The sequence below is a fragment of the Bartonella sp. AD24XZML genome (genome assembly GCF_042196485.1).
Lineage (GTDB): Bacteria > Pseudomonadota > Alphaproteobacteria > Rhizobiales > Rhizobiaceae > Bartonella.
This window is the reverse complement of sequence record NZ_JBHIQH010000006.1, coordinates 106,901-127,972: the sequence shown is the minus strand read 5'-3', so window position 1 is coordinate 127,972 and position 21,072 is coordinate 106,901. Positions and strand designations below refer to the sequence as shown.

General features: G+C 36.4%; 12 protein-coding genes and 1 pseudogene. 5 read left to right on the top strand and 8 right to left on the bottom strand.

Annotated features, from left to right (window positions below; all coding sequences use genetic code 11):
* Positions 1-34: 34 nt before the first annotated feature.
* Positions 35-697, bottom strand: coding sequence for a nucleotide exchange factor GrpE (grpE, locus tag ACFIMX_RS00600; RefSeq protein ID WP_375617493.1), 663 nt, complete (start codon positions 695-697; stop codon positions 35-37).
* 124 nt (positions 698-821) lie between these two features.
* Complete coding sequence (gene hrcA, locus ACFIMX_RS00595; protein WP_375617492.1) at positions 822-1,892, bottom strand: heat-inducible transcriptional repressor HrcA; 1,071 nt, start codon at positions 1,890-1,892, stop codon at positions 822-824.
* A gap of 506 nt (positions 1,893-2,398) precedes the next feature.
* Here hrcA and rdgB point away from each other — a divergent pair.
* Positions 2,399-3,046 (top strand): RdgB/HAM1 family non-canonical purine NTP pyrophosphatase, encoded by a 648-nt coding sequence (rdgB, locus tag ACFIMX_RS00590; protein ID WP_375617491.1) that lies wholly within the window; start codon positions 2,399-2,401, stop codon positions 3,044-3,046.
* Positions 3,043-4,242: a radical SAM family heme chaperone HemW gene (gene hemW, locus ACFIMX_RS00585; RefSeq protein WP_375617490.1), complete on the top strand. Its 1,200-nt coding sequence runs from the start codon at positions 3,043-3,045 to the stop codon at positions 4,240-4,242. The genes rdgB and hemW overlap by 4 nt, the downstream gene beginning before the upstream one ends.
* A 1,619-nt stretch (positions 4,243-5,861) precedes the next feature.
* Here the strand turns inward: hemW and dapE are convergent.
* From dapE to ACFIMX_RS00570, 3 genes are all read right to left on the bottom strand, one after another.
* Positions 5,862-7,034: a succinyl-diaminopimelate desuccinylase gene (gene dapE, locus ACFIMX_RS00580; protein WP_375693892.1), complete on the bottom strand. Its 1,173-nt coding sequence runs from the start codon at positions 7,032-7,034 to the stop codon at positions 5,862-5,864.
* 223 nt (positions 7,035-7,257) lie between these two features.
* Positions 7,258-8,004 (bottom strand): M48 family metallopeptidase, encoded by a 747-nt coding sequence (locus ACFIMX_RS00575; RefSeq protein ID WP_375639501.1) that lies wholly within the window; start codon positions 8,002-8,004, stop codon positions 7,258-7,260.
* A 36-nt stretch (positions 8,005-8,040) separates the two neighbouring features.
* A complete protein-coding gene (locus ACFIMX_RS00570; protein ID WP_375693891.1) occupies positions 8,041-8,820 on the bottom strand; it encodes an alpha/beta hydrolase in 780 nt (259 codons plus the stop codon).
* Positions 8,821-9,016: 196 nt separating this feature from the next.
* Here ACFIMX_RS00570 and infC point away from each other — a divergent pair, with 196 nt between their 5' ends.
* The 3 genes from infC to ACFIMX_RS00555 all read left to right on the top strand — a co-directional run bounded on the left by infC (position 9,017) and on the right by ACFIMX_RS00555 (position 12,177).
* Positions 9,017-9,535: a translation initiation factor IF-3 gene (infC, locus tag ACFIMX_RS00565; protein WP_375617486.1), complete on the top strand. Its 519-nt coding sequence runs from the start codon at positions 9,017-9,019 to the stop codon at positions 9,533-9,535.
* Between the two features lie 586 nt (positions 9,536-10,121).
* Positions 10,122-11,888, top strand: coding sequence for an ABC transporter ATP-binding protein (locus tag ACFIMX_RS00560; protein WP_375693890.1), 1,767 nt, complete (start codon positions 10,122-10,124; stop codon positions 11,886-11,888).
* Between the two features lie 151 nt (positions 11,889-12,039).
* Positions 12,040-12,177 (top strand): hypothetical protein, encoded by a 138-nt coding sequence (locus tag ACFIMX_RS00555; RefSeq protein WP_375639497.1) that lies wholly within the window; start codon positions 12,040-12,042, stop codon positions 12,175-12,177.
* 1,240 nt (positions 12,178-13,417) lie between these two features.
* Here ACFIMX_RS00555 and ACFIMX_RS00550 read toward each other — a convergent pair.
* The 3 genes and pseudogenes from ACFIMX_RS00550 to ACFIMX_RS00540 form a co-directional block, all read right to left on the bottom strand.
* Positions 13,418-13,695, bottom strand: a pseudogene (locus tag ACFIMX_RS00550) (Arm DNA-binding domain-containing protein); the annotation flags it as partial.
* Between the two features lie 456 nt (positions 13,696-14,151).
* A complete protein-coding gene (locus ACFIMX_RS00545) occupies positions 14,152-18,810 on the bottom strand; it encodes a translocation/assembly module TamB domain-containing protein (RefSeq protein WP_375639496.1) in 4,659 nt (1,552 codons plus the stop codon).
* Complete coding sequence (locus ACFIMX_RS00540) at positions 18,810-20,774, bottom strand: autotransporter assembly complex family protein (protein WP_375639494.1); 1,965 nt, start codon at positions 20,772-20,774, stop codon at positions 18,810-18,812. Before ACFIMX_RS00540 ends, ACFIMX_RS00545 begins: the two co-directional genes overlap by 1 nt.
* Positions 20,775-21,072 lie beyond the last annotated feature (298 nt).

Here is a 21,072-nt window from a genome sequence, read left to right as displayed (position 1 = left end):
GCATTTTATGTTAGAGATTTATTATTGATGTGTTTTAAGCCGAATCATCTTCAACAGAAGCTCCTTTTGCTCCTCCTTTAGCTACACCCACTATAGCTGGACGCAGCACCCTTTCCCCGATAATATAACCTGCCTGAACCACTTGTTGAACAGTATTATCTGGAACATCAGCATTGGGAATTTCAAACATTGCTTGATGAAAGTGAGGATCAAATTTTTGCCCCTCTGGATGAATTTTTTGCACCCCATGACGTTCTAATGCTGCCATCATGGCACGTTCAGTCATTTCAACGCCTTCTGCCAATGATTTCAAACCAGCATCACTCTCCCGTGCACCTTCTGGAATAGCTTCCAAAGCACGATTGAGATTGTCAGAAACCGATAACATATCCCGTGCAAAATTAGCAATGGAATAAGCCTTTGCATCCGCCACATCTCGCATAGTACGGCGTCGAAGATTTTCCATATCTGCAACAAGACGTAAAAGTTGATCTTTCAATTCTTTATTTTCATCCTGCAAAGACGCTAAAAGATCACTAATCTCATTGCTTTCTGTTTCAACGACTTCGTGTTCCTCTGTTTTATGTGTTTTTAAAAATTCATCGGCTGCCTGTTTAAGTGTATTACGATCAGCTGGATTTTTTAAATCACAATTTTCAAATGAAGCGTCAGTAAATTTGTTTTTTTCATCAGACATAAAAATTTTATTCCTTCATAAGATTCGTTATTCTCGATATCGAAATTCTACAGACAAAAATCAAGGGGTATCGATGTATATAATACAATAAGCTTTTATAGTACAAATACTTACTTGCATCGTTTTAACGCAATAACTGTGACACAAGTTGAGCTGTATAATCAACCATGGGCACGATCCTTGCATAATTAAGCCGTGTAGGACCAATAACACCTAAAGCACCAATGACTCTTTGTTGTGAATCACGATAAGGTGCTACAACTAAAGAAGAACCAGAAAGTGAAAATAACTTATTTTCTGAACCAATAAAAATTCTAACCCCAGAACCTTCATCCGTTAAATCGAGAAGCTGTGCCATACTCTCACGCGTTTCAAGATCATCAAACAAATGGCGTAATCGTTCTAAATCTTCTTCTGCTTTCACATCTTCAAGTAAATTGCTACGCCCGCGAACAATGAGGTGTATTTTATGATCAGCACCTTCTCCTCCCCAAAGAGCTAATCCCGTTTCAACAAGATGATGCGATAAATTATCAAGTGCAGCCCGTGTTTCTGCGCATAAGCGGGCAATTTCCCCTTTAGCTTCACTCAATGTACGCCCTTGGATATGGGCATTGAGAAAATTCGTTGCTTCCGTCAATTGTGCATGAGTAACCCCTTCTGGTAAATGAACAATACGATTTTCAACTTCACCTTGTTGAGTCACCAAAACGGCAAGAGCGTGCTCCCTATCAAGGCGCACAAATTCAATATGTTTCAATGTTCCTTCTTGTTTTGTTGCTAAAACAAGCCCTGCCCCACGTGAAAGATCTGAAAGAACTCGGCTTGCTTGAACAAGAAAATGTTCAACCGATTGTGCATGACCAGCCTCTTTGACTTGCATTTCAATATTTTCTCGCTCTTCATTTGGCAAATCACCCGCTTCCATAAATGCATCAACAAAAAAGCGTAAACCTGATTGTGTTGGCATTCGACCCGCAGAAACATGTGGTGCATAAATCAAACCGAGATGTTCAAGATCACTCATCACATTGCGAATCGTCGCAGGCGATAATGTCTGTTGTAAAAGGCGCGAAAGATTACGTGATCCTACAGGTTCACCATCATTAAGATAAGCTTCAACAATATGGCGAAAAATATCACGCGAACGTTCATCAAGATATTTTAGTTCATTATCAATAGTTTTGTGTTTCATCACAATTGTTTCACTACTTTTAAAATCCTCATCTCTTATATAAGTTTTGCCAAGGTTTGGTCAAATAGTCTAAAGTAGTATAAAAATATATTATCCTATTAAGCTGTAAAATGCTACCTTTCAGAGTGATGCTTGATAAATTACGCAGGAAATATTTTTTGTTAGAGTGTGTGAGAAGTATTTAAGATAAGAGTTGATCTGTAAAGTAGTCTGCTGTAGGGACTTGTCAAGAGACATTTAGATTGATTAAAAACCGCTGTAAATAGAAAATTTCACCTTTTAGAGCAAGCAGGAAATTGGAAATTTACCATAAAAATGCTATCATAAATAAAGACATGTCTTTCATATCTTTGCAAGGTTATTTTCATACAAGATAAAAAATTTTATTGGAATAAAATATCATTAAACGTGTAAAATGATCATATCATGTAAAATGTGTGTGTATGAGCATTTAAACCGGTTTTTAGCACAAAAATAATTCCCCTTTCATTTTTGGAGAAATCTATATGAGAAGCATAGCAGATAAAAAACTTGTCATTGCTACACATAACACCGGAAAATTGCATGAAATCACTACTTTAATTACGCCTTTCGGTTTAATAATACAATCGGCAAAAGAACTGGGCTTGCCAGAACCAAAAGAAACGGGAAAAACATTTGAAGAAAATGCTTATATTAAAGCTTTTTCAGCAGCAAAAAAAACAGGACTTCCTGCACTCTCTGATGATTCAGGCTTAGAGGTAGATGCATTGGAGGGCGCGCCAGGCGTTTATACCGCTGATTGGGCAATTCAAGCCGATGGTACACGTAATTTTCCAAAAGCTATGAAAAAAATAGAAAATGAACTCCAAAAAGTCGGAGCACGAGAAAAAAGTCAACGGAAATGCCGTTTTATATCCATCATTTGCATTGCATGGCCTGATGCTCATGCAGATTATTTCCGCGGATGCGTTGAAGGAACGTTCATTTGGCCTCCACGGGGAGACAAAGGCTTTGGTTTTGATCCTATTTTTTTACCCGATGGATATGAAAATACCTTTGGAGAAATGTCAACAGAGCAAAAACACAACTGGAAACGTAATGATCTTCCCCCTCTTTCGCATCGCGCACGTGCTTTCAAACTTTTGGCAGAAAACCTTTTAGCATTCTCATGAATGAACCTTTCGGCATTTACATTCATTGGCCTTTTTGTGCAGCTAAATGTCCTTATTGTGACTTTAATTCGCATGTTCGCATCCATGGTGTTGATCAACCACGTTTTGTCACCGCCTTTAAGCGCGAAATAGAAACGCAATACCACAAAATAGGCCCACGCCATATTACAAGTATTTTTATTGGTGGAGGAACCCCTTCTCTTATGGAGCCACAGACTGTCGATGCCCTATTGCAAGCACTTGCAAAAAAATGGGTAGTCGATGATAAAGTTGAAATTACATTAGAAGCCAATCCATCCAGTGTGGAAGCAGAGCGCTTTCGTGGATACCGTGCGGCAGGTGTTAATCGCTTATCTCTAGGAATACAAGCGCTCAATGATAAAGCATTGCGCAAACTTGGCCGACTCCATAATGTGGAACAAGCTCTTTGCGCCATTACTTTAGCACGGAAAATTTTTCCACATTTATCCTTTGATCTCATTTATGCCCGTCCCGAACAAACCCTTGAACAATGGAAATCTGAACTTGTACAAGCAATTGATTTAGCAGCGGACCATCTTTCTCTTTATCAATTGACAATCGAAGAAGGAACTGCCTTTAAACGGCTTCATGATGCAGGAAGACTTATCCTTCCCCCATCAGAGCTAGCAGCAGATCTGTATCATCTTACTCAAGAAATAACGGCACTAAATGGACTTCCTGCCTATGAAATCTCAAACCATGCAATGCCCGGTGCCGAATCAGCACACAATCTTCTTTATTGGCGTTATCACCAATATGCAGGCTTTGGTCCAGGAGCACATGGACGTTTCATTGAGCACACACCGAATCATTCCTCTTTCTGTTCAAAAACATTGTCATCACACCTTGAAAACCGCGAACGTTATGTCACAATAAATGAAAAGCATCCCGAACAGTGGCTTAATTTGGTAGAAACAACAGGACATGGCTGTATTGAAACGGAACATTTAACCACTGAACAACAGGCAAATGAAATGCTCCTTATGGGATTACGCCTTTGCGAAGGCTTAGAACTTATACGCTATGAAACCTTAAGCCCTAAACGTATTCCAATGGAAAAACTGATCGATTTACAACACCAAGAATTGATAGAAATGGTGGATAACCAACGCTTAAAAGCAACAACCAAAGGACGTATTGTTCTTGATCACATCATCAGCCAACTCGCAAACTAAAGTTTTTATAACAACATACTTATTTTAATCATAATTATCATTTTTCACAGCAAAGGTAAGATTAGAATATCGTGAGATTCTCTCATTTCAAAACTATTTATAGCAAGTTAGTTACCGCCATTTGCTTACACCTTAAAAAGGGAGAAGCATGTGGATAAAAACTATAAAAAGGAGTAAAAAGGCCTCTGATGAACACTCTTAAATGCTAAAAGCTATTGCAATATTTTGAGCTAGAAAGTGTATGGTGGTCTAACTTTCTTTTTCATAAACCCAAAGATGGTGAGGCACTGTAGACTTTATACGCTTCACGGAAAATTTTATACTACACTATTCATAAGCACCGTAGTGGCATAAATGTGATAAACATTGAGAAAATTTCTTTAAAACAATTACGTGAATGCATAATACGATAATGTATTGTTCTTTATGAAATCGTGGCACCATTTAAAGAACCAGAGAAATAAGCATGAAACCATGTATCAATCTCTAATTATTTAAAAAGATATTACTCTAGTTACTTTTGAAAACCGTAAAACCGAATAAAAAAAGGAGAGTAAAAAGCACGCTGATTTTCACCTTTATACCTTTTATATTTTCCCTCAATGAGGTTGTATGTCTGTTTCAGAGATTATAAAAAATAGATATACACAATACTTTTATCCTATTCTGGCATATAAAAGCTGTTGTCGCAAAAAATACTGAACCAATATTTATTTGAGATACGCGCCTGTATGATTGGTGTTGATTTATAGATAACAGCAACATCATGAGCTTTATTACACAAATAATGCACTCAAATGGCAAATATACCAAATATGAATCGAGATTGCTTTGTTAGCGAGCGAAATGACATTAATCCCATATAATTTCACTTGTATGCGTACATGCTTATGAGTATCTATACGCGTCCTTTAAGGTTATTTTATTAAAAAATTGAGAATAATACTAGGACAATCCTTGGCTAAAGAAGTCAACGTGATGCTACAAAAGAATTTCTGTGTACCTTTATCATAACCAATATTAAAGCTGATTAAATAAGCTCACCTTCTATCTCGTAATGATATTGCAACGGAAGTTCTTGGGGACAAAAAAAGCAGAGCAAAATATATTGAAATAAAATAAACTTAAAGCGCTTTTCCTATAGTCTTTATTCTAAGAGAGTCTAATTGAAATAAGAGGTACCTTTTGTGAGAGCTCAGAAACCATATTAAAACATGAGCTGTGAATGAGCGCATTTATGTTGTACGAACTTTTTACAATAGCAGCATGTTTTTGTGTGTCTTCATGGCTTCAACCTGTCACTACACAATGATGATATAATATTCATTGTTTTCCATATATGATTGCACTGCCTTTCTACACCTTAAAGAACGAATATTTTCAATCCAATATGGTCTAAATAGTTCTGCTTCTTCAAGCAGTCCTCTTTTGGCTTTCCAATTATGTAATTCACTTAACTAAAGATTCTACAGACAAGAATCCCAACTTAAGAATATTCATCATTTACTCTAAAACCACTTAATATATTAAGTTTTACGGAACTCGTATCACCATACCTTAAATGGTAATATCTTATGGCACAACAAGATAAAAGTATTTTTGAACCAACAATCTTTTCTTTATGAAAAAAAATCAATAATAAAACGCTCATAAATAGTAGTAAGAATTTCCACTGCATCAAGGGCCACACACTCATCTACCATATGCATCGTTTGCCCTGGTAAGCCGAATTCAACCACTGGGCAATAATCCTTAATAAATCGCGCATCCGAACTACCACCTGAAGTGGAACATTCTGGTATATTCCCTGTTACACTTTTAATAGCATTGGATAAAGTTTGAATAAGTTTATCATTTTTGGTTAAAAAAACATCCCCTAAACTTGGAATCCATTCAAGCTGATAAGAGGGATATTGGTCACCATTGTTTTTTGATTGCACCAAAGCAAGACGCTTTTCAATTTCCTCCACCAGTGTTTCTTTTGTCCAAAGATCATTGTAGCGTATATTAAAACGAACTGTTGTCTGCGCTGGGATAATATTGACTGTTAAATTACCGGTATCGATGCTTGTTAGCTCTAGATTACTAGGTTGAAAATTCTCTGTCCCTTTATCTAAAGCAGTTTGTGTCAATGCTTGAATAAGCTTACTTGCCAAAGGCAAGGGATTAGCAGCCCGCTCTGGAAAAGCAACATGACCTTGGCGACCCTTCACGGTAATAATACCAGAAATCGATCCGCGGCGACCAATTTTGATAATATCACCAACAGTCTTTACGCTTGTTGGTTCCCCCACAAGAGCCGCAGTCCATTTTTCACCTTTTTTTTCTGCCCATTTGAGAAGTTTTACCGTACCATTAACAGCAGGCCCCTCTTCATCACCAGTAATTAAAAGGCTTACCCTTCCTTTAATGGGTCGTTTCTCAAGAACTCGCGCTAGAGCCGCAATAAAACAAGCGATTCCACCCTTCATATCAACAGCACCCCGCCCATATAATTTTCCTTGATCTATGACAGCTTCAAAAGGTGGATAAGTCCAATCTTCCAATGCACCTGGCGGTACGACATCCGTATGACCCGCAAACATAAGATGGGGTCCTTCACTTCCCATTTTTGCATAAAGATTTTCAACATTGTCTGTATTTTTATCCGTAAAAATAGGGCGCTCGACATGAAATCCCATTTTTTTCAAAAATTGTTCCAAAGTTGATAACGCCCCTGCTTCATGAGGTGTAACAGAAGGACAACGAATAAGTGCCTGTAATAGCTGAAGTGGATCTGTAAGAACAGACATAAAAAACCTTCCCATTTTTTTATAAGTCATCGGAACTTAAGGTTATTACGCTGAATTACAAAAAAGATAAAGTAAAAACATTGAAGACACTCAGCAAACCAAGCAGGGGAGAACAATCGTGCTGAGAGCTTCAATGGCTTCCTCATTATACATGAGCAAGCACACACACAACAAAACACTCAACAAAAAGTTCCGTTAAATATTGCCTTCATTTGAAAGTTTTTTACGCCTCTAAATTATATGAATCAAAATTAATTGCATGCAGTCTAGGAGCATTTTCTTTCAACCAAGCACGATATGTTTTACTATCAGGACATAGCTCTTCACAAAGAGCCCAAAATCTTGGCCCATGATTCATTTCAATAAGATGAGCAACTTCATGAGCAACAACATATTCCACAACTTCTTTTGGCGCCATAATAAGGCGCCAAGAAAAAGAAAGACGCTTATCTATTGAACAAGAGCCCCAACGACTTCTCGTATCTTTATAACAAATGGATTTGACTTTACGCTCTACCTGATGAGCATAATGTGCCACCAAAGGCGTTATAATAAGCGCCGCTTGTTTTTTTAAAACGTCAGCAATGCGTCTTGGAAGATATTCTAATTGACCATAAACAATAATTTCAGGCCCTTGCTCCGCATCTGCTGTAATGATTTCTGTTACTCCACGTCCCTCTCTATGTTTTATGGTATGAGAAACACCCAATAAGGGGATTGTCGCCCCCTCTTTGAGATAAGCATTTTTATGAGAGATTTGTACATGAGCAAGACGTGCCTCAATCCAAGATCGATGCTTTTCAATAAAATTTTCAACCGCATAGAGATTTATTGCTGGTGGTGTTGTTACACAAATCTCCTGACTTCTGGCATCAATACGTAAGGTAAGACGGCGCGCATACTTATTTTCCCGCACCCGTACAGGTACAGAGCGCTCAGAAAAAATAAAATGCTGTTTAGAAATGCTCATATTTTTATCTTCATCATTAATAAATAAATGCACCCCTTATTTTGCATTAATCTGATTAATCAAAGATCCCAATACTGTTTCAAGGCAATCTAAATCTTGTGGACGAGAAAAGCGATGATCTGCATCACGAACAAGCGTTAATGTTACATCATGGAGAGGTAAATGATCAAGTAAAATCAATGTATGCTGATAGGGAATATCTTCATCTTCCATCCCTTGTAGAATATGGACTGGACACCCAATATCAATGCATCCTTTCATAACACAATTTTCACGTCCATCTTCAATCAATGTTTTTGTAAAGGGCATTGGCTCTGTATCATCAACAGCAGGTCGTTCAATATAGCCTTTCTCCTCCAAAATCTTCCATTCTTCTGGGCCTAATTTTGGTTCCACCAATGTTTGTGTAAAATCAGGTGCTGGAGCAATCAATACCATGCCAGCAAGCTTCTTATTTTTCTGTGCTAGCATCATAGCAAGCCTTAGCGCAATCCACCCACCCATAGAGGAACCAATCAAAATTTGTGGACCCTCACAATAGGTTTCAAAAGTCGCTAAACTTTCCTTAACCCAACGCGAAATTGTTCCTTGAAAAAAATCACCTTCAGATTCTCCATGTCCAGAATAATCAAAACGTAAACAAGACAAATCATTCTTCTGAGCAAACTGATCAACTAACGTTGCCTTACTTCCTAACATATCGGATTGATAGCCAGGAAGCCAAACCAAACCTGGAGATTGGCGCCCCTTGCGATAGCGTACTGCAAGTGCGGTGTTCTCAAATGAAAAAAACTGACAAGGAATATTTTGATCCATGATTCTTTATCCTCCATAAAATAATTTCTTTAAATTAAGAGAAAAACTTTTATAATCTAAATCATTCCAAAAAGTAATAAATCAAATAATGAAAATAACACGAATTATTGTTGTTTTTAGGTACATAATTGTATATTAAATTAACTGTAGTTGAATCAAAATTTAAGGAGCATAAACCATTCGTAAACCGTTTAAAATGACACCTACCCAAAAAGACGGACCACGTTCAAATCAGGATATTCGGGTACCTCATGTTCAGCTTATCAATGATGAGGGACAACATCAGGGAGTTGTTTCGATACAAGAAGCTCTTGCTATGGCTGCAGATGCGGGACTTGATTTGGTTGAAATTGTACCAAATGCGGAGCCACCTGTATGTAAAATCATCGATTTGGGAAAATTAAAATATCAAACCCAAAAAAAAGCTGCTGAAACACGTAAGAAGCAAAAAGTCATCGAAATCAAAGAGATTAAGATGCGCCCAAATGTTGATGTCCATGATTATGGAGTCAAACTCAAGGCTGTTCATCGCTTTATTGATCATGGTGATAAAGTAAAGATTACTTTGCGTTTTCGTGGTCGTGAGATGGCTCACCAAGATCTTGGATTAAAGCTTCTTCAGCGTGTGAAAGAAGATACAAGTGAAATTGCCAAAATCGAATTGGAGCCAAAGCTTGAAGGCCGGCAAATGATGATGGTGATAGCACCTAAATAGTTTTGCATTGGAATAATATTCGCATGCAATTCATCAAAATGATGTGTATAGTATTATTTAGAAGCACCACATAGAGTTTTTGTGGTGCTTTCAAGGTTTTATAATCCTTTTAAGAGTTTAATAATGCTTGATCGATTTATAAGAAGAATTCATTATTTTGCATATTAAATGAGAAAACTCAAACATCGTAAGGTCTTCTTATTTCAAGCTCTCTGTATCATGCAATGCGGCAAAATTGTTTGCTTACACATCACAAATGGAGATGATACATAAAAATTATCAAAAAAGCAGAAATGTTTTTTGTGAACTATTTCAAGTGCCAAAGACTATCACAATATGGAAATTGGTAAATACAATAGTGAAACTCGCCGGTACCTTTTATTGAAAACTAAAAATAATGATGAACAACGAATTTTCGTTATACCTTTCACAGAAACTTTGCACTACATTCTTCACTCTCACCGTCGTGAAATTGATGTGATGAACCTTGAAAGAAAAAGCTATTTTTGTAAAAAAGATTAAGGGGCTTCTTAATTAAGAGTGTTTCAATCTTGCATAAAATAATGAGAGAATATAGAAGCTCTTCATGGCTAAAAAACAAATTTCCTCTTTTGACAAACATCTTATTATCCGCCTTTTGCGAGAAAATTTTCGTAAACATATGCGTTGGTATAGTGCGGCTATCTTCTCAATGATCATCATTTCTTGTACCACAGCAACCAGTGCATGGATTATGCGGGATGTTGTTAATCAGATTATTGATGCACAAAATTTTCCTATGATTGTTTTGATTTCTAGCTTCATTGCTTTTATCTTTATTCTCAAAGGAGTTGCAACTTTTTTCCAAACTTACTTTCTAAACAAAGCAGGCAATAGTATCATTGCTGAACAACAGCGTAAAATTTTTGCACGACTTATGGAACAAGGAGTCTCTTTTTATCATAATAACACTTCATCTGATCTTCTTGTTCGTGTAACTCATAATGCGACAGCCGTACGTAATATAATTGATACTATTATCACAACTTTTGTACGTGATTTGCTTTCCGTTAGTGGTCTGTTGCTTGTCATGTTCATTCAAAACTTTGTGTTAATCTCCATTACTTTAATCGTAGGACCACTAGCTTTTTTAGGCGTTCGAATGGCTTTAAAACGCGTTCGCAGCTTGATGGAAAAAGAGCTCCTTTCACTTGGTGAAATTATCAAAATCGTACAGGAAACGGCTGTTGGTATTCGAATCATCAAGGCCTTTTCACTAGAAGAAGTCATGAAAAAACAGATGGACAAAGCCATTTGTGATGTTGAAAAACAAACAAACAGTATTGCAACACTCGAAGCTATTACCAATCCAATTATGGAAACACTCACGGGTGTTGCCATTGCGGGTATTATTTGTTTTTCCGGTTATCTTGCAACCCAACGCGCAGGTGTTCAAGGTGAATTTATGTCCTTTATTGTTGCTTTACTTTTAGCTTATGAACCCGCAAAAAGACTAGCAAATGTACGTGTTAAAATTGAATCTGGCTTGGTTAATATCCGTACGATGTTTGAAATACTCGATTGTCCCCTTACAGTTGTAGAACATAAAGAAGCTAAAGATCTGAATAAAACGCAAGGAACTATTCGTTTCGAACATGTTTCTTTTGCATACACTAATAACAAAATGATATTGAAAGACATCAACCTAGAAATAGAAGCCGGAAAAATGACAGCATTGGTGGGACCATCCGGTTCGGGAAAATCAACTCTTATCAACCTTATTATGCGCCTCTATGACCCCACAAAAGGACGCATATTGATTAATGATCAAGACATTCGCTACACAACATTTCGCTCTCTGAGAAACCTGATGGCCTATGTAGGACAGGATACTTTTCTCTTTCAAGGAACTGTTAAATATAATATCGGACTTGGAAAAGAAGGAGCTAGTGATGACGAAATTATCGAAGCAGCAAAAGCAGCAAATGCTCATGACTTTATTATGAGTTTGCCAAATGGTTATGATACACAGATAGGTGATAATGGCTGTAATCTTTCAGGGGGGCAAAAACAACGACTCGCTATCGCTAGAGCAATGATTCACGATAGTGAAATTCTGATTCTTGATGAAGCAACGAGTGCGCTCGATTCACACACCGAAGCACAAATTAATGAAGCTATTCATCACCTTACTAAAGGACGCACAACGATCATTATTGCTCATCGCCTTTCAACGATTGCTCGTGCTCATAAAATTGTGGTCATACAAAATGGAAAACTAATTGAACAAGGTACTCAAAAAGAATTGCTAGCAAAAAAACATGGGTTTTATAAAAAACTTCATAATATCCAGTTCAAAAAACATACCTCCTAATTTCTAGATCCTTAAATAAAATTTAAAATAAAAAATGGATAGAAGGTAATGCTCCATTTATAAAAAAGACTTGTTACCAAGAAAAAGCATTACTTTAATCAAAGTTTGCGAAGAATTTATGGTTTATTGAAAATAAACTTCTTGGATTTAAATGAAAACTTTACTCGCTATTTTGTTGAATGCAATTGACTTTAACCATGAAATTTCAAAAACCCCTTCCCTTCCTCAAATAAGTGTTGAAACATTCATAAGTGTTGTGAATCCTGAAAAAGAGAGCATCAAGGTTTGAAAAAAATTATCGCAGATGATAATGAATCTGGATCAATACAACCTTTATCCGTGTTTATCCCTGCACTGATAATCTTTTTCTCCACACAACTTTTAAAGGACAAAGACTCTACCCAATCTGATCTGTAAACACTCTAGATTTTTATTGAGCTCATTCCACTTGATAACAACTTATGTGATTCACTTATACAAGGCTTACCCTAAATATTCACCACGTGCCTTCAGAATACTGTGTCAAAAGGGCTTATATACCTTATATCACCACACCTCAAATGTCGGTCTTTTATGCTACAACAGAATAAGCTAATGATTATAAATTGTGTTGCAAATTATAGATACACTCCGTTTAAAAGAAAAACATTGAAAAAATAAGAGAGGTTTTATTATAAAACTTTTTTACTGTTGTAGCTTGCTTTAAAGCAAGCTTTGCTGTTTTTTCTACATTTAGAAACTAAAATGATATTCCTCCAATACCTTAACTGCTTGAAGAGTTTATAAATGCACAACGTTAGTGCTTATATAAGGCTATAATTTCAATATGCAAAAAAACAGATGAAAAGCAAAATGACATTCCTCTTTCTTTTAACCGCTAAAATAGAAAAATACGACATATAACTCTGATAAATATTTTTACAAAAATATCTTTTAATATACATTTTAATACTTTGATTTATAATCATAATTTGTTATTTTACATCTTAAACAAAAGATAAGATGTAATTTGCTTATTGCAAATTTTCTTTATATTTATGATGAATCAATCAAAAGCGCTTGTTGTACGTCATAAGAGATATTGGTATATGCATAAAAACTCTTAAGATAAGCAATAAAAATACCTCTACACTTTCAAGTGAAAAGATTGTCAGCAACATGAGAAGCTGGAAAATAGAATGATAATGCCGGCTTATAGCTTTAGTAAATACTTATACCGTTATTAATAAAGGTAGTGTGGATTTTATACCATTCATAAGAGGTACTTTATACCATTTCACAAGCAATCTTATGAAATAGACTCAAGCGCACACTGAGAAATGTTGCTTTAAAACAAGCACATAAACTTGCAATACAATAATGTTATATTTTGGAGTATTCTGTTCGCGGAGCTATTCGTTATAAGAAAAGTGATCTCATTCAAGACACAATAAACAAAAATCTAAAATAATAGGTAATTTTTATTATTAAAAAATATTGCTTTAAATGCGTTTGACAATAAAATCGATATCTTATGAATTCTCCGCTTAACGCTTTTGTTTATCACGTTCTTTAATGGAATCATGTCCTTCACATAAAAACAGAATGCCATTGTGTTGCAAATTCACGTGCTTGTTTTAAAGAAACCTCTCTCAAAGTCTTCCCCAAACCCATTTCGCGATAACGTCCGTGAATTGTATAATGATAAATCCATTAAGCTGCCCTATCTTTACGCTTATGGAGTAACAAGCCGGCACTATTCACACTATTCTGCCAGTCCCTAATGTTGCGACAGCTCTTAGTTCTCGAGATGATTCATAAGAGGCATTTTTAGTCATTTCTTAATAGTTTTATCCGCACAGGATTCTCCGCTTGTAGGCATGCAAGCCGAATGGTTTTGATTGATTCAACATGAGAGAGATTAGTAATGAAAGAATCATATAATATTCAAAGTTCTAATTCAAGTTGAATAACAATAAATTATCTTTATAAATCAATATATTGTACACACTCCACTCTTTAGGCAACAGCACGATATGGGCTTGAAAACAAGGTAAGGTATTTCTCTAAAATAAATATATAGCAGCAAAATAACATACTATCTTTCGTGAAGATTTTGTCCCTTTAGAGAATAGCATGAACAAAAAATCGAATATTTCAGATATATCTCTTCACGCCTCAACAAAAAGGTTCTTCTTTTATAGGATTTCTAGTCTATCTCTTCTTCCTCAGATTTAGAAATGAGAGACAAAAAACGAAGAAATTGTTTTTTTAAATTCAATCTTTAATAATCTCTTTCATAAAAGAGACCTATACTAGAATTTTGTTCATTTCCTATGGCACCTTTAGCTTTGAGATGACGCGAAATATCTAAATTAATTGTCCCTTTCGTCGTTCCATCAGACCCTGCTTCAAAGCCCAAATAAATATTATTGTGTATGTAGCGTCCAATACGTAAGCCTGTATTCCCCTTCTCATTAACGATAACATCAAGATCATCAAGTCCAATTTTAGTTCGTAAAGTATTCAACAAAGATGTATTAGAACTACCTGCAAGATCAGCCGCTGCTGCTGCAAGTTGAGCAATCTGAAATGGTGATAATTCACTAAGAGAGCGATTAAAAATCAAACGCGCCAAAATCTCATCCTGAGGCAAATTTGGTTGTGATGAAAAATTAATATCAAGATTATCAACCGTCCCACTTACAGTTACAGTGACGCGAATATCACCACTGTTATTGTTGGTTACAAAATAAACCGTAGGATTAAGATTACCACTAAAACTCGCTTGTCCTTGATCAAAATTAAGACGTTGCGACAGAATATCAAAACGTCCACGAATCATTCTAAATTCACCAACTGGATGCACATCATTCAATGGACCTGCTAGATTAATGCGTCCTCCCAGTTCAGCATCTAAGCCTTTTCCGCGTACAAAAAATTGATTGCGTGCTGTAATACGCATATTTGATAGCACGACAGATGAAGATTCTTGTGTAACTATACGGCTTTTGCTTTTGTTCGTGTTCTTAACATCAGCACGTTCAAGTGTTGTTTGAATCGATTTAGTTAAATTCTTATTTCTAACATCAAGAAACTTGGCACTTTTAAAATGATCAGGAACAAAAACTTCAGCTTTTTCAACGATGATATCACCACCAAGAACAAGACTATTTAAAAAATGACCTGTCATTGTCATCTCACCTGATAATGTTGCCAGAATCATAGAACCATCATTATAATTGGCATTATCAAGATGAAATATCAAATCTGTCTCTAGACCATTAGAGATACGACCTGAAGCAGAAATTCCTCCCCCCTCAAACGAAGAAGCTGAAGCTTTTTCTATAAGGATATGATCACCTTTCAATTTGCCTTCAATCGTTATATTATTCAATCCTACATTTGTTTGTGAATCAAAAAAGCTACCGTCGCCTATAGAAATATTTCCTATCAATTGTGGCTTTGATAATGACCCATTAAGAGCTGTATCAATTCTTGCTGTACCCGTTATATGTGCACCACGCTTAGCTAATAAGAGATTAACAAAATCAAGAGGCATTATCCCTTTAACGTTTAATTTTGCCTCTGAACCATTAAGAGATACAGGCCCATCGATGGAAAGATCTAATCCTTTATCTCCAGTAGCTATCATATTTTCAATATGAAATGTCGATTTTTTATAAGAACCACGAGCATTTATATTGATTGACATCGGTCCTTTATGCGTCATAGCGGTTAAATTTTGACTAGAAAGCTCAAAATGAGCAGATGGATCCTTCATTGTTCCATCAATATCAACTTTACCTATTACTGTCCCATCAAGCGCTTGTCCTGCAATAAAACCATTCGCCAAACGTGCAGATAAATTTTGCAAATTAATATGAAGATCAAGCGCATTTTTCTCTAGAGATACACGCCCCTGAGCTTGTGCTTGTACTCCTTCTCCTTTGAAATTTGCATTCAAAGTAAGATTTTGATCTACAGTGTTTCCCGTAGCAGAAAAAGAAAAAGGCATAATTTTTTTATCTTGAAAAGCAACGGTTGTCAGTCCCTCACCTTTTATATCGTAAGTTATATCAGGTTTTTTTAAATGACCACGAATCATAACCTGCCCTGTTACACTCCCTGCTGCTCCAAGATCGGATTTCCACAAATTGACTAAAGTAGCAGGAAGGGCATTCATTGTAAGTTGTAAATTCAGGGTATCTTGAATATTTCCTGCTAAGATGATGTTGCCCCCATTTATTGCAATTCCTAATTCATTGATTGTCATTCCATCTTTATCAAAAGAAATTATAGATGGCTTCGGCAATGTTGCATGAAAAGTATGTTGTTTTAAGTCTACAGCTTCAATTTGCACTTCTCGTTTTATACTTTCTGGAAGTTCCTCAACCATTAAACGACCAGAAAGCCGTGCATTGAGAGTATCATGCAACATCGCCTGGACAGTAAAAACCGTTTGTCCATTATTCCTATCAGCGTGAGCATTTAAACGATTGACCATTACCAAAGGTGTTTGAATATGTTCTGCATTGATAACTCCTTCAAACTGAGTCATGCCAAAAGGATCGAATATGTCAACATCTATTGCCAATTTTTTTATTTTATTCTTGGAAAAATTCAAATGGTTAACATGCGCCTTCACATTGGTTTTTTGTCTGCCATTTTGTTCATCAAAAATAAAATCTCCTTTTACTTTTCCATTACCATCCTGCAAAAATAACGCTGAAAGTACGGAAATATCATCGGCATCAATATGCAGTGCTCCTTTCAAAAAACCGCCAAGTTGTTGAGAAAGATCACCCGTTATTTTTGCACTTCCCCCTCTAATATCGATATTTTCAAGTTTTCGAATTTTATGAGAATCTTCAAAAGAGGCCGATAAATGCAAAGGTTTCTTAGCAAAAATTCCTTCACCCTTTACCACCCCTGCTAAAGAAGTAACTGGTGCTGTATTATCTACAAATGCATCTATGTTAAATGTTGTGTTTTGAAGTTTCTTCCCTACAATTAATGCTTCAGAAATATGGGCACGTGTATTTAGTTTTATATGGCTATTGCGCCCTCTCGCCGTACTTTGAATTGTAAGTGCACCGCTTATCCTTGAGTCTAATTTGGACAAATCAGATATTTGAGCAGATAGATCCATTTTAGCGCTTTCATCTGAAAAATAACCATTAGCCTCTATATTTGTATATTGATTTTTCAAATTAAAATGACGTAAAGTGAAGCCCATTCTATTTCGAGCAGCACCACCTGAAAGAGTAGTATTTCCTTTGAATAAACGATCAAAAGACTGCATGCCTATTTTCATATCGTCAGCCATTCCTGATAATTGGAGATCAAAAATGCCACTCAATAAACTGATCGTTCCTTTGGCTTTAATATCTGCACTACCAGAAAGTGATTGTTTACTGAACACTTCCAAAGGAGTTAATGTTTGAGCTTTTAAACCGAGATCGCCTTTAAAAACAAAATTCTCCATTGTCCCTTTTAACCAAGAAGAAAAACCCTGAGCCGTAACACTCAGATCATGAATCAAAATTGGTTTGTTCGAAACAATATCCGTATCTAAATGCACATGAACCGCTTGGCTTAAATTTTCTACTAATGCTCCCTTAATCTTTTTAACCCCTTGAAGCGTCCCTTTAACCTGAACACCAACATGACGAGAAGCTGCATTATCAAGATTTTCGCTTACTCCTCCCATATCAAAAATTGCATCGCGAATATAAATATTTTTATTGCTTAAATGATTTACAACCAACCGCCCATTCCAAGATTGTTGACCTTCGCGACCATAGTCAATGTTCAAAGCAAGAGTATTCGCAGGTTTTGGCACTTCTGATATAGGTAAATGAACAGACTCCTTTTCGTTATCAAGAGCCATTTTGCCATCAACAAAAAGCCGTCGCAAAAATCCATCGGCGGTTATTTCAGCATTGGCTATAACATTCATTGCTTTGTTCTGAATAACCATCTGATCAAGGTGTGTCACACCTTCTTTTGTTCTTCTTGCCTTTGCTTTTAATGTTATATCAGATTCGAAGAGACTACGATATTGAACAGGTATTAAAGGGCTCAGTGTTCCCTCTAATTTCGTAGAAAAACTCTGTCCTTCTGGAACACTTGCAAGAATAACATTACCATCTAAAATAGAATGATGATCGGACTCTAAAGAAAGTTTGATAACCAAATCATCAAAAGTACCATCACCTTTCACGACGAGACTTAATGCTGGACGTTGTTCAATGTTAAAAATATTCGCCAAAATACCATTTTGTGGTTCGTTAGCAGAAATATCAATTTGAGCTGTACGATTACTATCAGATATCTTGGTGAGAACAGAAAAAGAACCCGGTGCATCTAAACGATGCGCCGCTATATCGACATCAAAATTACCACCAGCCAAGGTGAAATTGCCTTTTAAGGACATATCAGCAGAAAAACCAAAAAGATTCTGTTCAAATGTCACATGTTGAGCTGTAAGCGTATTGATAGAAAGAGCAAGCGGCAATTTTGGTAAAGAGAACTTACCCGTCTCAAGGGAAGAAACAAAAGAAGAATTGCCTTGCGGTTTGCGTAAAAATGTAACCTGTTCTGCCGAAAGCTGGTTAATATCCATCCGCCCTCTCAGCAACGCTAGACGATTCCAATCCATTTTAGCATTGGTAATTTTAAGCCAAACCCCTTTTTTATCACTGACAGTAATAGTATCAATTGATGTTTGAGAAGACAGTGTCCCTTGCATATTGTGTAAACGAACTTGACGATTAGGCGCTGAAAGCTTTCGTTCAATTAAAGAAACAAACCATGAGCGATCATCTGTTTTCATTTCGCTAGAGGGAAGAATGTCTCCTCTTTGCGCAAAAACAAAACCACCCACCCAAAAAAACAAAAATACAAAGAAGAAAGCTGATAAACGTACACCTTTTTTCATTAAAATGCTTGCCCTATACCCACATAAAAACCAATGCGAGGGTCACCCTTCTCTCTCTTTAAAGGAAAGGCTAAATCAACGCGTAAAGGACCAAGACCCGTCATATAACGACCTCCTATACCGGCTCCCCATTTAATTTTTTGAGAAAAATCAAAATTCGCCTTTCCCCCTACTAAACCTCCATCAAGAAAACTGACAAACCCTATTTTATCATTTAAAGAAACACGCAATTCTGCTGACCCTTCAATAAGTGCCCGTCCACCAACAACCCCATCATTTTCTGTTTTGATACCAATATTACGGTAAGCATAACCACGAACAGAGCCCCCACCACCAGCAAAAAAAAGCGTATTTGCGGGTACTTGTGCTGTATCATTCCCAAGAATTGTACCAAGCTTTGCCCGCGCAGCAACAACAAAACGATCCCCTTCATCCAACGCCCAATAAGAACGACCTTCTGCTGTTACTTTTGCAACAAAGTTGCTAAAACGCATCTCATAAAAAGGCTCAATGAAAACTTCACCATATAAACCTTTTGTTGCATTAAACTTATTATTACGACTATCGTAAATCAAACCGCTAGGGAAACCGATTGTTGTAAAATTACGGCTCCCAAAATAGATATCACGTGAATAACCATTTGAAACTTCTACAGCAGCCTGTCCCGATAGATTACCATTAAAAATATGCGTAATACCTAATTTTCCTTTGATGGCTTTTGTCGTATAATTTTCTAAAACATCTTGTTGTATTTTTAATTCTGACCTGAAATCTGTATCTGGCGTGAGTACACCGGGCTTTACAAATGTGCCACCAAAAAGATAATCAAAATTTTTAAAATTATATGATTGCTTTTTATTGCTACCAACACCACTTATTTTTGTTTCAATTTTAAGAGTCTCTGCATGACCAAAAAGATTGTTATGCATCCAATAAGTCTCAAAACCAGCACCGTCTAAAGTTGAATAGCTACCGCCTACACCAAAACGACGTGGTTTACGTTCTTGTACAACAAGTGCAAGCGGTAAACTACCATCTAGATTAATAGTATCAGCCTCACGTATATTGATAGCACGAAAAACACCAAGGCGCGCAAGACGTTCATTTGCCTTAGCTAACGCATCAGAATCGTATATCTGCCCTGGTTTCAATCCGGTCATCCACGCGATATAAGCTGAATCTACACGTGGTTTCTTACTTATATTACGCACACTTAAAGGACCATAATAAGCCTTTTGTCCAAGAGCAACAACAATCCGTCCTTCAACACGCAACGCAGCATGGTCAGCCACGACCTCACTCTTCATAATTTTAGCTTTAGCATAACCTTGTTGCCGCCATCCTTCTATCGCCCATTTTTCTGCTTTCAAAATGGTTTCAGATTTAGCAATAGCCCCAACTTTATAGCCCAATTCTTCAATTGTGGGCATTTTATGCGCTTTACGTTTTTCAAACGGAGCTACTTTATCAATATTTGCAATACTAAAAACATATTGTGGACCAGCATTAATTGTAATAACAATATTGGACCGTGCTGGAAGTTGAGTTACCGGACTTAAATCAGCGACTTCTAAGCCATTAATTTTAATACTAATAACACCACCATAGCGTCCATCAGCATAAAGAGCAGAAAGAATTGCTCGATAATCTGAACGCGCCTTGGCGAGCAAACCAGAAGAACTGGCGGATGCTTTCTCTTTATCAGCAACAAGAGAAGAAACAGATTTAACTATTTCTATACCTTCTAATGGTGCACCTGGCGGTGCAACAACATCAACTTTATAAAATTTCTCTGTACTTTTGGCATAATGTGAAGAAGAATTTGTTTTCTTTTGACCAAAAAGAGGGATGCCGAAAAAATCAAATGCAGCAAGTGGCTGTGGAAAAGAAAAAGCAAAACACAAGCCTATAAATACACAGCGCACAGTCCCTGATTTTAATAAAATTCTTGTCTGGTATACCATAAAATCAGATACCTTATAATACACTTTGCATCTACTACGCTTTAAATAATATAAAAATAAGAAAGGTAAATATAATTACTTTGCACATTTTGCACATTTTACACGTTTTATCACATCAAATAACACTCTGCGATACATAACGTCATCCTCCCCTTATATTTTCATAAAATTCTGCACTGTTGTATAACACGAACAGCCTCATTCTTTTTTTCTTAACATATTTATTTAGCTTATTATAAATGTTTTATTGCGTCCCATATCATCATGGTTAAATTTGTACAAATGACTTTCCATGGGA

Bases quoted from the DNA above. Each gene is read 5' to 3' on its own strand.
- dapE (WP_375693892.1), bottom strand. From the start codon at position 7,034: ATGTCTGTTCTTACAGATCCACTTCAGCTATTACAGGCACTTATTCGT.
- rdgB (WP_375617491.1), top strand. From the start codon at position 2,399: ATGAGAAGCATAGCAGATAAAAAACTTGTCATTGCTACACATAACACC.
- hrcA (WP_375617492.1), bottom strand. From the start codon at position 1,892: ATGAAACACAAAACTATTGATAATGAACTAAAATATCTTGATGAACGT.
- ACFIMX_RS00545 (WP_375639496.1), bottom strand. From the start codon at position 18,810: ATGAAAAAAGGTGTACGTTTATCAGCTTTCTTCTTTGTATTTTTGTTT.
- ACFIMX_RS00575 (WP_375639501.1), bottom strand. From the start codon at position 8,004: ATGAGCATTTCTAAACAGCATTTTATTTTTTCTGAGCGCTCTGTACCT.
- grpE (WP_375617493.1), bottom strand. From the start codon at position 697: ATGTCTGATGAAAAAAACAAATTTACTGACGCTTCATTTGAAAATTGT.
- infC (WP_375617486.1), top strand. From the start codon at position 9,017: ATGACACCTACCCAAAAAGACGGACCACGTTCAAATCAGGATATTCGG.
- ACFIMX_RS00560 (WP_375693890.1), top strand. From the start codon at position 10,122: ATGGCTAAAAAACAAATTTCCTCTTTTGACAAACATCTTATTATCCGC.
- ACFIMX_RS00540 (WP_375639494.1), bottom strand. From the start codon at position 20,774: ATGGTATACCAGACAAGAATTTTATTAAAATCAGGGACTGTGCGCTGT.
- ACFIMX_RS00555 (WP_375639497.1), top strand. From the start codon at position 12,040: ATGAAAACTTTACTCGCTATTTTGTTGAATGCAATTGACTTTAACCAT.
- ACFIMX_RS00570 (WP_375693891.1), bottom strand. From the start codon at position 8,820: ATGGATCAAAATATTCCTTGTCAGTTTTTTTCATTTGAGAACACCGCA.
- hemW (WP_375617490.1), top strand. From the start codon at position 3,043: ATGAATGAACCTTTCGGCATTTACATTCATTGGCCTTTTTGTGCAGCT.